Source organism: Algoriphagus terrigena DSM 22685 (genome assembly GCF_000429445.1).
Taxonomy (GTDB): Bacteria; Bacteroidota; Bacteroidia; order Cytophagales; family Cyclobacteriaceae; genus Algoriphagus; species Algoriphagus terrigena.
Genome location: NZ_KE386904.1, coordinates 257488 through 272648 on the forward strand (window position 1 = coordinate 257488; position 15161 = coordinate 272648).

Below are 15161 nucleotides of genomic sequence, written 5' to 3' on the forward strand. Positions count from 1 at the left end.
GGTTGGTCCGAACACTGCGACTGATCACTCTTTTATTCCCCCAGCTTCACCTTGACGGCTTGTCCGTGTCTGATTTCTTCATTTGGAAAAACCAATAAGGTATCTCCTTTGGTCAGCTCCCCAAAGACTTCAGCGCTGGTCAGATCTCTCCGTCCATTGTTAATCGCAATCCATTCTGCTTTGCCATCCTTTTTTCGGATGACAAAATTGCCTGTGGTAGAACTTAAGATAGAGCTGGAAGGAACGATGAAAGATGCTCCGGAGGATTGAATCGGAAGCGTCACCTCTGCGACCATTCCCGGTAGGAGTTCCGACTTGGGATTTGGTACATCCATTTCGATCCGTTCGGAGCGCAATCTATCATCCAATGCGCCAGCAAGTCGTGAGACTTGGGCGGTAAAATCCCTGCCAGGGATCGACTGTACCGTGAAGGACACCGAATTGTCTTTCATCAAATTCGCGGCATAGAGCTCGGGCACATTCACCACCAGTCTTAATTTGTCGAGTTCCTGAAGGGTAAAAAGAGGAAACTCCGACCCTCTACCCGACGGCCCCACATAAGCGCCTGGGCTGACATTTCGCGCGGTGATCACGCCGGAAAAAGGCGCCCGAATCTCCAGATAGGCTTTGGTATCTGTGATCTCGCGGAAAGCCGCCTTGGCAGATTCCCAGTTGGCGAGGTCGGACTGTTGATTTGCAAATGCCATCTCCAGGTCATTTTCAGAGACAGTTCCGGGAGTTTCGCTGGTTCGTTTGAGGCGATCGTACCTGGCTTTGCTCGCCAAATAGATCGCTTCGAATGACTTTAGACGCGATTCTGCTCCTGCCAGTTGGCTGCTGATCTCCGGAGCTTCGAGTGTCGCCAAGATCTGCCCTTTTTTCACTTCCGAGCCGACATCCACCGTCAAGCGCTCCACGAAACTGCTCACCTTGGCATACAAGTCAACCTGCTGATAGGCAATGAGTTCTCCGGGAATTCTGAACGTAGAAGAAAGAGTGTCAAGGTTCAGCACAAAGGCCTCATGTTCCTTTTCCGCGACAGCTTCAGTTGCTTTTGCTCCCTCAGGATTGGAGTCACAGCCCACAGCGGTCATCAGCAAGATTGGCGTCCAAGCCAAACTGATTAGCTTCAGCACCGAGCCTTCATATATTTTTGGAATATTCATAGCGGGTTTCTTCAAAGAAATTAACTAACGGGTACATAATGAATGCTTTCCTCGTCTTCTGGATCAAGGGAAACACTCTGGGTGCTGGTCTTTTCCTGCGCCCAGGAAAATGCCAAAGGAAGAATAATCAATGCGGCAACGGTCGACATGGCAAGCCCACCGACCACCGCTCGGCCCAAAGGAGAGGTCTGATCACCCGCTTCTCCAAAGCCAATGGCCATCGGGATCATCCCGACGATCATCGCAAGCGCGGTCATCACAATCGGTCGAACCCGAAGCGAAGCCGCCTCACGTGCAGAAAGCAGCGCATTGCCATTTCTTCTCCGGAGTTCCTCTGCGTTGGTGATCAACAAAACGGCGTTAGAGATCGACACACCCACTGACATGATGATACCCATGTAGGACTGCAGGTTCAGCGTAGAGCCTACCGATATCAACAAAAGCAAGGATCCAAAAAGAACCGCCGGTACAGTCACCAATACGACACCGGAAACCTTAAAAGACTGGAAATTCGCAGCCAACATGAGAAAGATTACGATGATCGCAACCAATAGCCCGCTCTCCAAGCTCGCCAACGTATCTATCAACGTGGCGCTCATCCCTACCTGCTCCACCGTCAATCCTCTCGGTAGATTGCCAAGCGACTCAATAGCTTTGCCGACCTCTTTAGAAGCAGACCCCAGATCGATGTCGTGGATATTCGCAGTCACCGTCAGCATGGGAGTCGTGCCGATATTATTGATTTCCCCTTCGGTAAAGCCCTCCTCAAACGTGGCAATGTCACTCAATATCGGCCGGGAGGAGTTTCGCAGAAGCGGAATCTCTCCCAGATCGTCCATGCTGCTCATGCTGCCCTCCGGCACCTGAATCTGCACGCTATAGCTGTTGCCGATTTTCTCATCTATCCAGATGTTCTTTTCTACCAAACGCGACGAAGAAATCGAGGCAATCAGCGAGCGGGACACATTCTGCACATCCACGCCCAGTCGCGCTGCCTTCTGCCGGTCAATGTTGATCTTGATCGTCGGATATTTGATCGATTGGCCGAGCTGGACGTCTCTCAGAAAGGGATATTCTTTCAGCTTCGCAATGAGTTTTTGGGCATATTCCTGATTGTTTGCTTTGCTTCTGCCCGAAAACCGCACCTCGATCGGAGTCGGTGAACCCTGGCTCAGGATCTTATCTGTGAGCTCGATCGGTTCGAAGGAAAGTCGAATGTTTGGATTGATCGCCAGCGCTTTTTCCCGGATCTTATCCTTCAGCTCATCGAGTGTACCCTCCACTTCCCCTTCCATCGAGAGCTGCATCGCCGACTCATGCGGTCCCTGCATCCACAAAAATACCGGGTTGATCGAGTAAGTCTGCGGGTGCAATCCGATATAGGCAGAGGAGGTGATCTTTACCTGATCGCCCACCACTTCCTGGATTCCGTCGAGCAGCTTGATCGTCTCCAGTTCGGTCACCTCCATCCGGGTGCCGTCAGCCAAACGCATCCGAAGCTGGAATTGTTTCGTCTCTACCTTCGGCAGGACATCCCGTCCGATATAGGTGACCATCAGCGCGACCGCCGCAATACTCAAGATCAAATAGCCAGCGACAACCGGTTTTTTGTAAGGCATCAACCGATCCAGAAAAGCGATGTATTTCATCCTTCCCCGTTCGAAATAGCTGATCTTGCCGTCCAGATTCGTGTCTTCCCGCTCTGCCAATACCTCTTTTTGGTGCCAAAGCTCATTCGCTTCCGCCTTGGTATCATGGCTCAAATGTGCCTTATCTCCTTTAGTTTTTGAGTGTCCTTTCATGATCCAGTTAGCCAAAACCGGGACAAAAGTCTGCGAAAGAAAATACGACGCTACCATGCTAAAACCGATGGCCAAAGCCAAGGGTAAAAACAGCGAACCCGGAATGCCACCCATGCTGAAAGCCGGTGCAAAAACCGCCAGGATACACAGCAAGATCAGGAGTTTTGGAAATGCGATTTCCTTACAGGCATGCCAAATCGCAAGCGCTTTCGGCTTTCCCATGTCGAAGTGTTGGTGGATATTTTCGATGGTCACCGTGCTTTCATCGACCAGAATTCCGATCGCCAAGGCCAAACCACTCAGGGTCATGATGTTGATCGTCTGCCCAAAAAGATTGAGGAACAACACGGAAACAATCACCGAAGTAGGAATCGTCAGGATCACGATCAAGGCGCCTCTTGGATCGCCAAGGAACAACAAAACCATCAGTCCAGTCAAGATCGCCCCGATAATTCCCTCGTGAAGCAGGCTTTCCACCGAATTGACCACATACTCAGACTGGTCAAATTCGAGATCGAGCCTCACGTCTTCCGGTAGTTGCTCCTGGATTTTGGGAAGGCTTTTCTTCAGATTTTGCACCACCTCCCAAGTCGAGGCATCGGCACTTTTTGCAATGTTGAGATAGGCTGAGCGTCTGCCATTGACCAAGGCATAGCCAGAAGTAATGTCCGAGCCGTCCTCGACAGTCGCAACGTCACGCATGTAGAGATTGTGGACGCCGCCGTCTTTGAACAGCGGTATGTTTTCAAAATCCTTGACCGAACTCAGCAGGGTATTCGAGGGCGTGATGTAGTTTTTGTCTCCGATTCGGATGTTTCCCGAGGGCGTGGTAATGTTATTCACCCGCATCGCTTCGACCAATTGATCGGGACTGAGGTTGAACTCCCGCAGCTTTTTGGGGTCGACGCTGATCACCACGGTTCGGTTACTCCCGCCGTTTGGAGGAGAAGAGACCAGCCCGGGGATGGAGGTAAATGTAGACCGCACGTACAGGTTCGCCAGATCCAACAACTCGTTGTTAGTCCGTGTTTCGCTGCTTAGCACCAGCTGTGCCACAGGCAAGGTTGACGCGTCAAATCGAATGATGAACGGTGGATTAGATCCTGGCGGAAAGGCTACTTGGATACGGTTGGAAAATGAACTGATCTCTGCCGAGGCCTGAGCCATGTCCGTGCCGGGGTAAAACTCAATCTTCATGAGCATCAGGCCCTGAATGTTTTTGGTCGTTATCTGCTTTATCCCGTTGACAAACAGGAAGATATTTACATACGGCTTGGCGTAAAATGCCTCCATCTGCTCCGGCATATAGCCTCCGTGCGGGTGAGACACATAGAGCACCGGCAAGTCAAGCTGCGGAAAGATGTCAATTCGGATGGAGTTTACCGCCTTTATCCCGAAGAAAAGAAGCCCCAATACAATCACTAGAATCGTGATCGGTTTTCGAAGGGCAAATCGTATCAATTCCATGGAATAGGTAATTAAAGTTGATTTTCAAATAATCCAAAATCGCCGACCGCGGCTGCCTGATAGAGCAATGCCTGCCAGACATTATTGTTGGCAATTGCCAAATCGGTCTCCGCCCGGATCAAGAGGTACAAGGCTTGAGATACACTCACCAAGTCGGAAAGGCCATTCTCATACATCACCACCTGTCGCTGATAGGCTTGGGATGCAGCCTCTACCTGCACGGGAGCTTCCATCGCATTGTCTCTTGCATTCTTCAGTTTGGATTGGGCCAATTCAGCCTGCATCGAGAGCTGCTGCGACGCTTGCTCAAATTCACTTTGAAGACCGCCGATCACCAATTCCTGTGCAGCGGTCTGCTTGGAGAGGCGGAGTATCTGAGTCAGATTCCAGTTGAGACCAACCCCCAGAAGGTAATTGGAACGTGTAGGTTTCACGCCTGTAAGGTATTCGTGGGTGTAGTCGCTCGGATTGGAATTGTAGGTACTTCCAAATCCCGAACCCCGCGACTGAAAGACACCAACCAGAGTCACCGCAGGATATTTGAAGGTGGCGGCATAAGCCCGCTCCTCCTCTCCTGTCTTGATGCGGCTTTGGTACCAAGAGAGTGTCGGATGATTTGCCAGCGGGGCAACTTCGCCCAGAATCGCGGGAATATTGGAAACAAACAGGGTGTCGGGTTCAAAATCACCCAACTCGCTTCCCGTAAGAAAATCGAGCAAATACCTCGTTTCCTGCTCTCTGTCGAGCGCATTGACGTAGGCGATTTTGGCATTGGAGAGCTCAGCGTCGGCCTGAGAAGAATCCGCTCCGGGGATCAGGCCATTCTTCGCCCGTGTTTTCACGATCTTTTGGAAAGTCTCGGCCCGATCGAGGTTTTTCTCAAAAGAAGAAGTCAGCTGCCTTGCAGCCAGCAGATTGAGGTAGGCGCTTGCCACTTTGATTTTATGCTGAAAAATCTCCTGCTCCAGATCCATCTCACTCTGTCCCGCCCTGGCCGCTGCAACTTGGATGTTTCTTTTGGCCCTGCCAAACGCAAAAACCTCCCAGTTGATATTAGCCAAATAAAGCGCTCCAAATGCCGCGTCCCAACTCTGCGTGTCCCTCGGAAGGCCGGAAGAAGCGACGGTCAACCCAAAACCATAAAGTGGCCCGAGCTGCCCGTTTACCGTACCATAGACCTGCTGCGCTCCCAGATTGAAGTTGGGCAGGTAGTCTCTCCGTGCTTTGTCCGTGAGTGTCTCAAAAGACCTGGAGTATTGTTCTTTAGCTTTGATCGTGCCAAAATTCTCCACCGCCAGCTCCAATGCTTCTTGAATAGTGACCGTCTCCTGGGCTGACAAACCGCGTCCCAGAAAAACCAAAACAACTACGATCATCCATTTGATACGCATGCTGAGTTTGCTAAGAGTTGCTGAATTAATTGATTTCCAATTCACCGAAAAAACTTTCCAGTTCATCAGAAAGGCCGTTCACAGGTCTTTGTCTGACTTTTGGAAGATAGGATTAGATTGGGCTGGGACGTTTCCTTTCCGCAAAAACTTTCCCGCACAGCGGTCAAAAGAAAAAGAAACATCCTCTCTGCATATTAGCAGGTATTCCAAAATTCCTTTGGCCTAGACTACATGACAGTCTGATATTGGTTACCAATGGAAAATGGGTTACAGGAACAATTCAGTTAAATGTCATGACATGAGTTATCGTCTTGGATTTTGTCGTTGATTCCTCTGAAAAATCAAATACATTTGAAATCGACCCATTTTTCAAGGTCACATCACGCTTAATTTGTTTTGATATAAGGCCACTACAACTGAATTTAAACCGATGAAGTCCGTTCAGCAAAACCGCAAAATCAATCTTTTTATCATCCTTGCATCGATCTTCCTGACCAATGCGATCTTGGCGGAGATCATTGGCGTCAAGATCTTTTCTGCCGAAAAAACCCTCGGTTTCGAGCCCGTCAACTGGAGCTTTTTCGGTCAATATATCCTGGATTTTAACCTGACAGCAGGGGTGATCATTTGGCCAGTGGTATTTATCACGACGGATATTATTAATGAGTATTTTGGCAAAAAGGGCGTACGAAAGATCAGCTTCATCACCGCGGGACTGATCGCCTACGTGTTTCTGGTAATCAGTGTGGTGACTGTTTTGACACCGGCTGATTTCTGGCTCGAAGTGAACGCGAAAACACCGACCGGGGAAAATTTCGACATCAGTTACGCCTTCAACTCCATATTTAGGCAAGGCTTGGGCATCATCATCGGCTCCTTGACTGCCTTCTTGATTGGTCAGCTGATCGATGTTTATGTATTTCAAAAGTTGAGAAAAGTCACCGGACAAAAGATGATCTGGCTCCGGGCAACGGGTTCTACGCTGGTTTCCCAGTTTATAGATTCCTTCGTCGTGCTGGGGATTGCTTTTTACGTGTTTGGCAATTGGAGCATCAGCCAGATTATCGCCGTGGGGATTATCAATTATGTGTACAAATTCTCAGTCGCGGTCTTGCTCACGCCGCTCCTTTATCTGGGCCACGGTCTGATAGATCGGTATCTGGGGGAAGAACTGGCTGAAGAAATGGTCAAAGAGGCGAGTGGCGATCGCTCATTTCTGTAATTTTTTCTATGATCGCTTGGCTTCACAAAGCGCCTAAAGCCATCGTGTTTCTTGTTTAATTGCATTCACTATCAGCGGAATACCAAATCGATTGCTATTTTTTCTCCTGTTTTCATCGAAATCTGTTCATCTGTTGGAAAAAAATAAAAATCTGCCATTTTCGCTTTTCGCCACAGGAACTCTTCTTTTTTTCACGATCAAAAATACTTTTCACACCCTTCGAAATCGATTGAAACCAAATTTATTTCGCTTTAAGTCTCCTAATCGTATTGAATCTTCTAAAAACTTTTGACTGAGGATTGGATTTTCGAAAATATAATCATACTTTTGCATCGTCAATTTTGACACAGCTATTTTTCGTGCCGTGAATCCTTACTGTCGCTTGTCTGGGATTTAGGAGTACATGGCAAGAAAAAGTAAGGAAACATTCATGGAAAACACAGTAAAATTCTCAGACCTGGGGATTTCGGGAGAAATCGTGCGGGCAGTGGAAGAGATGGGTTATACAACCCCTTCCCCAATTCAATTACAGGCTATTCCTTTCGTACTGGAAGGACGCGATGTCATCGGTCAGGCTCAAACCGGAACCGGTAAAACCGCAGCTTTTGCAATTCCAATTATCGATCTTGTCGATGCGGACTTCAACAAGCCACAAGCCATCATCCTTTGCCCTACCCGTGAACTTGCTGTTCAGGTAGAAGGCGAAATCCAAAAACTTGCCAAGTTCCACAGAGGTATCAATTCTGTAGCGATCTACGGCGGAGAATCTATCGACAAGCAGATCAGAGTACTTAGAAAAGGTGTTCAGATCGTAGTAGGTACTCCCGGTCGTGTTCAGGATCACATCAACAGAGGCACATTGAAGCTTGACAGCATCGGCATCATCGTATTGGATGAGGCTGACGAAATGCTCGACATGGGCTTCAGAGACGATATCGAAGCGATCTTGGGCCAAATGCCAGAAGAAAGACAGACCGTCTTCTTCTCAGCTACTATGGCCAAGCCAATCATGGACCTGACAAGAAAGTATCAGAAAGATCCTGAAATCATCAAAGTCGCCAAAAACGAGTTGACTGTCTCTAAAATTGAGCAGATCTACTACGAAGTGAAGCCTTCTTTGAAGATGGAACTGATGACGCGATTGATGAACATCAACAATTACGCGTTGAGCGTGGTGTTCTGTAACACCAAGAGAATGACCGACGAAGTGACGGAGTCTTTGGGTGCCAGAGGCATCTTGGCTGAAGCGCTTCACGGTGACCTTTCTCAGGCTCAGAGAGATAAAGTAATGGGTAAATTCCGTAAGGGACTCTGCTCAGTATTGGTAGCAACTGACGTCGCTGCCCGTGGTATCGACGTAGACAATGTAGAGGCGGTTTTCAACTTTGACCTTCCATTGGACGAAGAATACTACGTACACAGAATCGGCCGTACCGGTCGTGCTGGTAAGTCAGGTACAGCTATCACGTTCATCACAGGTCGCAGAGAGACAATGAAACTCAGAGACTTGGAGCGTTATACCAAAGCTACCATCGCCAAGATGACTCCTCCATCTGTCACTGAATTGGTTGAGCTGAAAAAAGCACAACTGGTGAAGGACGTATACAGAGTCTTGGCTGTAGAAGAGGACAACCAACTATTCGAAGCAACTATCGGACAGATGTTGACCGAAGGTTTGGCTATCGAGCAGATCGCTTTGGGCTTGATCAAGATGACCATGGGTGAGACCGTGAAAGAATTGAAAGAGCAGGATTTCGGAATCGAAGCATACGGAGCCAGAAGAGAAGGATCAAGAGACGGAGGTCGTGATTTCGGTCGCGGAGAGAGAGGATCTGATCGATTCGGACGTGGCGAGAGAGGTTCTGACCGATTCGGCAGAAGCGAAGGTCGTGGTGATCGTTTCGAAAGAGGCGGCGAGCGCGGCGGAAGATTCGGTGATAGAAAAGAAGGTGGAGACCGATTTGCAGATCGCAGAGAAGGTGGCGCACCAAGAGAATTTGAAAGAAGAGCTCCAAGAGAAGAAAGAACGCGTGATGTCAATATGACCCGCTTGTTCTTGAACCTTGGCAACAAAGATAGAATCCGTCCTAACGATATCGTAGGTGCAATCGCTGGAGAAACCGGCGTACCGGGCAAAAGCATCGGTGGCATTGACATCTTCGACAACTTCTCCTTCGTGGACGTTCCTCACAAAGATGCAGAACACGTAATCCGCGTCATGAAGAACAACACGATCAAAGGAAAGACCGTGAACATGGAAATTTCAAAAGGTTAATTTGGTTAAAGGTTAATAATGTTAAAGGCACATTTCTTCAAGAAATGTGCTTTTTTTGTGTCCAAACCGCCGTATTTCAGATGCAACTTTTTTTTCAGGAGAAAATAGAAACGCCCCTCACCTATCTCGACGAGGAAGAATCCAGGCATTTGGTCAAAGTGCTCCGCAAAAAACAAGGTGAGGCCGTCCGCTTGACCAATGGTCAGGGGAAGGTTTTTGAAGGAGTGATTCTAGAGGCAAGTTCAAAGAAAACCAGCATAAAAATTCTGAGTTCTGCGGAGGTTCCCGAAGATCCATTTCACATTCACTTGGCCATTGCTCCGACCAAAAGTCCGGATCGGATGGAATGGATGGTGGAGAAAATCGCCGAAATCGGGTTTCACGAGCTGACACTTTTGGAGACTATCAACTCCGAGCGAAGCTTTCTTAAGACTGATCGGCTGCACAAAAAAGTAATTTCAGCCTGCAAGCAGAGTCTGAAATACAGAATTCCGGTTTTGCATCCTACCACCAAATTGACACAGCTTCTCAAATCGAAGGATTTCGAAGGCTTCCAAAAATTCATCGCCTATGTGGACGAAGCGCACGAAAACCATCTTTTGGATGTGGCGCTGCCCGGCGGAAAATATCTGATTCTCATCGGCCCAGAGGGCGATTTTGATCCAAAAGAGATCCAAGCAGCTTTTGAAAGCGGCTTTTTGCCCGTCTCCTTGGGAAAAAGCCGACTCCGAACCGAAACTGCCGGGCTCGCGGCAATTCAAATGCTTCAGGTACTAAACCGCTGAATTCAACGTTTTTTCACATAAGCTTCAAGTATCCCTTGAAGTGACCGCGCAAATTTTTATCTTAGATATTAAACCAAACTTTCCAAAGTCGAGATTAAGCAAGAATCGCCTTGGTAAGAGATAATCAGAAACTGCTGTGCCGTACAAAGAGCGAGAGATCGAAAAGAAATACCATTCCATAGGGGAAGTTGCCGAGATGTTTAAGGTAGCACCATCGCTGATTCGCTATTGGGAAGGTGAATTTGACATCATCCGTCCGAAAAAAGACAAGAAAGGCAACCGTCGCTATACCAAAGACGATATCCAAAAGATCCGCTATGTATATCATCTGGTCAAGGAAAAGGGATATACTCTTCAAGGTGCGCAGGAAGTGATCTCCTCGGGCAAAAACCAGGGATTCGACAAAGTGGCAGCAGTTCAAAAGCTTCAGGAAATCAAAGACTTTTTAATCAATCTGAAGAATGAACTCAAAACCCGAAACGGATCCTGAAGACCTCCGCTACCATCTAGCACTTACGCAAGCACCTAAAGTCGGCCCTGGAATATTCAAAGCGATTCTGGCTTACAGCGGCTCGGCTAAAACTTTCTTTACACTCAACAAAGGCAGAGCAGCCAAGATCCCGCGGGTCGGAGAGAAAATCCTCGAAATTCAAAACCAGTCCGAGTCTCTACTCCGCAAAGCTGATGAGCTGATTGACCTTTGCGAAAAGAAAGGATTCCGAATCCTGATTTCCACTGACACCGATTTTCCGTCCAGATTAAAAGTACTGGAAGACGGGCCTGTCATCCTGTTTGTACAGGGAAACTGCGACTTGAACTTCGAGCGAAGCGTCGGAATCGTCGGGACGCGAAGTGCGACCACCTATGGCAAATCCATCACCCGAAAGATCGTAGAGGACCTCCTACCCTATCAACCTATTATCGTTTCCGGATTGGCCTATGGGATTGACATCGAAGCACATCGGGCGGCATTGCAGGTCGGACTGCCGACCATCGCCGTGATGGGTTCGCCTCTTTCGCAGATCTACCCAGCTGCACACAGAAAGACCGCGGAGCAGCTACAGGAGACTGGCATTCTCATGAGCGAATATGCTCCGGGAAGCACAATGATGCCAGGAAACTTCCCCGCGAGAAACCGGATTATCGCAGGACTTTCCGACGCGCTGATCGTCGTCGAAGCTGCGGAAAAAGGCGGAGCGTTGATCACAGCAGAGATCGCCTATAGCTATGACAAAGACGTCTTCGCCGTCCCGGGAAATCTGCAATCGCCCTTTTCCGAAGGTTGCAACCAATTGATCCGAAAGATGAAAGCGGGGATCTACACCGGCCCAGGAGACATCGCTGAGGCACTTTTTTGGACAAAACCCGGAGAGGAAAAGATCAAACGGCCAAGCCTGGACTTTAGCAATCGGGATGAGGAAGAAACGCTGATCCTGCAACTTCTGCTTGACAAAGGCGAATCCGAGATCGATCAGATCAGCTACCAGACCGAGATCCCTCTGGGGATGCTTTCCTCCAAGTTGCTATCACTTGAATTTGAGGGAATCGTAAAGTCCCTTCCCGGAAAAAAATACAAGCTGTTGATTTGAGATGCTTGATCTATTGCCCAAAAATATCTTCTAAATCCAGCGTAAAGCCCGGCAAACAGGCCGATGTTACTTCATCTTCGGGAACAAAAAACCGTGAAGCTTGATATCTTCCGTCTACTAGGGAGTAGATCAGCAATGTCTGTTCATTTGGATGGATCACCCAATACTCCTTGACTCCAGCCTCTTCATAGACTTCAAACTTATTTTTCAACTCCCTTTTGTTATTTCCTGGTGACAGAATCTCCACCACCAGATCCGGTGCACCAAGGCATCCCGCTTTATCGAGCTTACTTTCATCACAGACTACACAAATATCCGGTTGCAACACGGTATCTATATCGCTGTTTTTCTTGGACTTAACTGGAAGTCTCACATCAAATGGGGCGTGAAAAACCTGACAGGTTTTCCCCTTTAAAAAAGCGTAAAACGCAGCGACCAAATGAACTGAAATTCGTTGATGACTCATCCCAGGGGCAGCAGCAGCCCTCTTGAATATTTTCCCCTTGATGAGTTCCACCATCTCATCCATCTCCCAGGTCAGGTAGTCAGCATACGAATAGCGACCGTATTCGATATCCGGCTCGTTTACGACATCTGATTTCTTGGATTCCATGGGTAAAAGTTACGAAATATCAGATTCACAAAACCGGTTTAAAGAACTAGAAACTAGGGATTAAACACGAATTGGGTAAGCTTCATCGCCTCTGCCAGTTCAGACTTTTTCAGACCCAGATCATAGCCCTCCTTTTCGAGCGTCTCGATCATTACTTCGGTCGCCATGTTTCCGACTAGCTCGTCTTTTGCCATGGGGCAGCCTCCATATCCCTTCAGAGCTCCGTCAAAGCGCCTGCAACCGCCTTTTAATCCCGCCAAAACTTTCTCGGAAATAGAATCCGGCCTGCTGTGCAGATGTGCGCCAAACTCAATCTGGGGAAACGCATCAATCTGAACTCTCAGCAATTCGGTGATCAATTCCGGAGTCGCAACGCCAACCGTATCGGAAAGTGAGATCGTTTCAATGCCCAGCTGCACGAGCTTTTCCACAAATTCCGCGACCAGCTCAGGAGAATAGCGATCGCCGAAAGGATTTCCAAAACCCATACTGAGATAAACTACCTGCTTTTTACCTTTGATCTCACATAAGTTTTGAATTTCCTCTACCAGGGTCAGCGCTTCAGCGATTGAAGCATTGGTATTTCGCTGTTGAAATGTCTCGGAGATAGACAGCGGAAAACCCAAAAAATCGATCTCCTGAAAGTGAAGGGCATCCTCTGCCCCACGGATATTTGCCACGATGGCCAACAGCTTTGACTTGCTTCCATGCAAATCGAGTAAATCAAGAACTTCGGCCGTGTCCCGCATCTGCGGAACGGCCTTTGGACTGACAAAGCTCCCAAAGTCCACCGTGTCAAATCCGACTTCCAAGAGTTGGTTGATATAGGCAGCTTTGATAGCCGTGTCAATAAATCCCGGAATTCCCTGCATGGCGTCCCTGGGACATTCGATGAGTTTGATCATAGTCGAAGTTACGGGATTTGGGAGGAAAAAGGCGCTCTAACTTAGTTTGAAGCGGAGAGGCAGTTTCACCACGGTTTCGATGGGTACTCCGTTCTCTGTAGCGGGCACCCAGCGATGCGGATATTCCTCTACGACTCTCAACGCTTCCCTTTCCAGCGAATCATGGCTTTCTCCACGATTTAGGACAGTGAGATCGTGAATTTGTCCTTCCTCATCTACCCTGAAAGAAACGATGACAGTTCCCTCCGCCTTCACATTGCGCGCAACCTGAGGATATCTTAGCACGGAAGCCAGGTATTTATTCCAACCATTCACCCCATCTTTTGGCGATGGTGAAGAAAATTCCGGCTTCGGAATCTCAGCACCATCGACGTTGTAATACTTTTCGGAAACCACCTCACTATCCCTTAGAAACACCTCGCTTTTTAGCGCTCCATTTTCATAAAACGTCTTGGTGGACTTTTCCTTAGCCAGTTCATCCGTCCGTTCCATTGATTTGGTTTTTCTGGATGCGAAAAACTCTTTTTTACTCGAACCTATCTCATTTCCCAAACTGTCAAACAAGATTGTGTTTTCATAAATCTTGGTAGAATCCTTCAAAAACCTGTGGACCAATATGACATTCCCTTGTTCTTGGATCAACTCAAAATGGGTAAAGTCATTCTTGCTCGTATCCTTCACCTCGATGTCATACTTCCCCAAAAACCGCACATAGTTCTGGGCGAGGGCAAAATTGCAAAGCAAAAAAATCGGTATAAAAAATAACAGTCGACGCATATCAGAGTTTTGTTTTTTTTAACTAAAGGCTCTATTTCAACCAAAATATCACCTTTGGTCCAAAAAACAAAATGCCCAATCCCCAGGGGAATTGAGCTTTATTGTTGCTTAGGGCAAATCTTCGTTTAGAATACTGCCTTAGCAATCTTATAAGTCGTGTCCGCTTTGCTCATCGTGTAGAAGTGCAGCGATGGCACATTGGCGGCAATCAGCTCTCTACACTGCTGGATTGACCAAGCGATCCCCACTTCTTTGACGTCAGCATTTGTCTTACATTTTTCAAGTTCGTCGGTCAACGCATCGGGAAGATCCAAAAAGAAGGTCCTCGGCAGATTGGTGATCTGGCCGATCGTGGCGATTGGCTTAATCCCCGGAATGATCGGAACGGTGATGCCTGCTTGACGCACCTTGTCAACATATTCGAAGTATTTCTGGTTGTCAAAAAACATCTGAGTTACAATGTATTCCGCACCCTTGTCGACTTTCTCCTTCAAATACTTCAGATCAAATTTCAAACTCGGTGCTTCAAAGTGCTTTTCCGGATAGCCCGCCACTCCCACGCAAAAATCGGTGTGGAAGCTGTTTTCTGTTTCCTCGTGCAGGTAGCGCCCGTTATTCATTCTTACGATCTGCTCCACCAACTCACTCGCATAGCTGTGACCCTCGGTCTCCGGAATAAATCGCCCTTCGGTCTTCGGCGCATCGCCGCGTAGCGCGAGCACATTATCAACGCCGATGAAATTGAGATCGATCAGAGCATTTTCGGTTTCTTCTCTGGAAAAGCCTCCACAAAGCAAATGCGGCACCGCGTCCACGTGAAATCGGTTCATGATCGCTGCGCAAATACCGACGGTTCCCGGGCGTTTTTTGGTACTGATTTTCTCCAAGAGTCCGTTCGGATGCTTCTTGTAGATAAACTCCTCCCGGTGGTAGGTGACGTCCACAAAAGGCGGCTTGAACTCCATCAAAGGAGCAATTCCTTCTAATAGTTCTTTGAGACTTTGGCCTTTGAGCGGAGGCAGAATTTCAAATGAAAAAAGCGTGGATTTCGCGTTATTAAGGTGTTCGGTTATTTTCATGTGATTAGTTAATGCTTTTCAATTGCCTCATGAAATCTCGCATGATTGACCCGGATTTCCATTGATGGCATCCTTCATCATGCTCGATTT

At 48.0% G+C, this 15161-nt stretch carries 12 protein-coding genes; 5 read left to right on the top strand and 7 right to left on the bottom strand.

Features of this window, described 5'->3' with window-relative positions:
• Positions 1-32 precede the first annotated feature (32 nt).
• Genes G459_RS0124985 through G459_RS0124995 form a run of 3 tightly spaced genes read right to left on the bottom strand, consistent with a single transcriptional unit; the run spans position 33 to position 5826 of the window.
• Positions 33-1166, bottom strand: coding sequence for an efflux RND transporter periplasmic adaptor subunit (locus G459_RS0124985; protein ID WP_026970018.1), 1134 nt, complete (start codon positions 1164-1166; stop codon positions 33-35).
• A gap of 20 nt (positions 1167-1186) precedes the next feature.
• Positions 1187-4435, bottom strand: a complete 3249-nt coding sequence (locus G459_RS0124990; RefSeq protein WP_026970019.1) for an efflux RND transporter permease subunit — start codon at positions 4433-4435, stop codon at positions 1187-1189.
• Between the two features lie 11 nt (positions 4436-4446).
• Positions 4447-5826, bottom strand: a complete 1380-nt coding sequence (locus G459_RS0124995) for a TolC family protein (protein ID WP_026970020.1) — start codon at positions 5824-5826, stop codon at positions 4447-4449.
• Between the two features lie 430 nt (positions 5827-6256).
• Between G459_RS0124995 and G459_RS0125005 the strand changes: the two genes are divergently transcribed.
• The 5 genes from G459_RS0125005 (at position 6257) to dprA (ending at position 11697) form a co-directional block, all read left to right on the top strand.
• Positions 6257-7048 carry a queuosine precursor transporter gene (locus tag G459_RS0125005; protein ID WP_026970022.1) on the top strand — a complete coding sequence of 264 codons (792 nt, stop codon included), beginning with the start codon at positions 6257-6259 and terminating at the stop codon, positions 7046-7048.
• 430 nt (positions 7049-7478) lie between these two features.
• Positions 7479-9323: a DEAD/DEAH box helicase gene (locus G459_RS0125015; protein WP_026970023.1), complete on the top strand. Its 1845-nt coding sequence runs from the start codon at positions 7479-7481 to the stop codon at positions 9321-9323.
• 80 nt (positions 9324-9403) lie between these two features.
• Positions 9404-10108, top strand: a complete 705-nt coding sequence (locus G459_RS0125020) for a 16S rRNA (uracil(1498)-N(3))-methyltransferase (RefSeq protein WP_026970024.1) — start codon at positions 9404-9406, stop codon at positions 10106-10108.
• Between the two features lie 136 nt (positions 10109-10244).
• The gene (locus G459_RS0125025; RefSeq protein ID WP_026970025.1) at positions 10245-10598 is read left to right on the top strand and encodes a MerR family transcriptional regulator; all 354 of its coding nucleotides are present in this window, start codon (positions 10245-10247) and stop codon (positions 10596-10598) included.
• Complete coding sequence (gene dprA, locus G459_RS0125030) at positions 10570-11697, top strand: DNA-processing protein DprA (RefSeq protein ID WP_026970026.1); 1128 nt, start codon at positions 10570-10572, stop codon at positions 11695-11697. The genes G459_RS0125025 and dprA overlap by 29 nt, the downstream gene beginning before the upstream one ends.
• A gap of 10 nt (positions 11698-11707) precedes the next feature.
• On the opposite strand, the gene G459_RS0125035 is transcribed toward dprA, so the two are convergent.
• The 4 genes from G459_RS0125035 to metF all read right to left on the bottom strand — a co-directional run bounded on the left by G459_RS0125035 (position 11708) and on the right by metF (position 15071).
• Entirely contained in the window at positions 11708-12310 is a 603-nt protein-coding gene (locus G459_RS0125035; protein ID WP_026970027.1) for a Uma2 family endonuclease, read from the bottom strand.
• 53 nt (positions 12311-12363) lie between these two features.
• A complete protein-coding gene (locus G459_RS0125040; protein WP_026970028.1) occupies positions 12364-13215 on the bottom strand; it encodes a hydroxymethylglutaryl-CoA lyase in 852 nt (283 codons plus the stop codon).
• Between the two features lie 36 nt (positions 13216-13251).
• The gene (locus tag G459_RS29285) at positions 13252-13992 is read right to left on the bottom strand and encodes an energy transducer TonB (RefSeq protein WP_084454699.1); all 741 of its coding nucleotides are present in this window, start codon (positions 13990-13992) and stop codon (positions 13252-13254) included.
• A 125-nt stretch (positions 13993-14117) separates the two neighbouring features.
• Positions 14118-15071, bottom strand: a complete 954-nt coding sequence (gene metF / locus G459_RS0125050; RefSeq protein WP_026970029.1) for a methylenetetrahydrofolate reductase [NAD(P)H] — start codon at positions 15069-15071, stop codon at positions 14118-14120.
• Positions 15072-15161 lie beyond the last annotated feature (90 nt).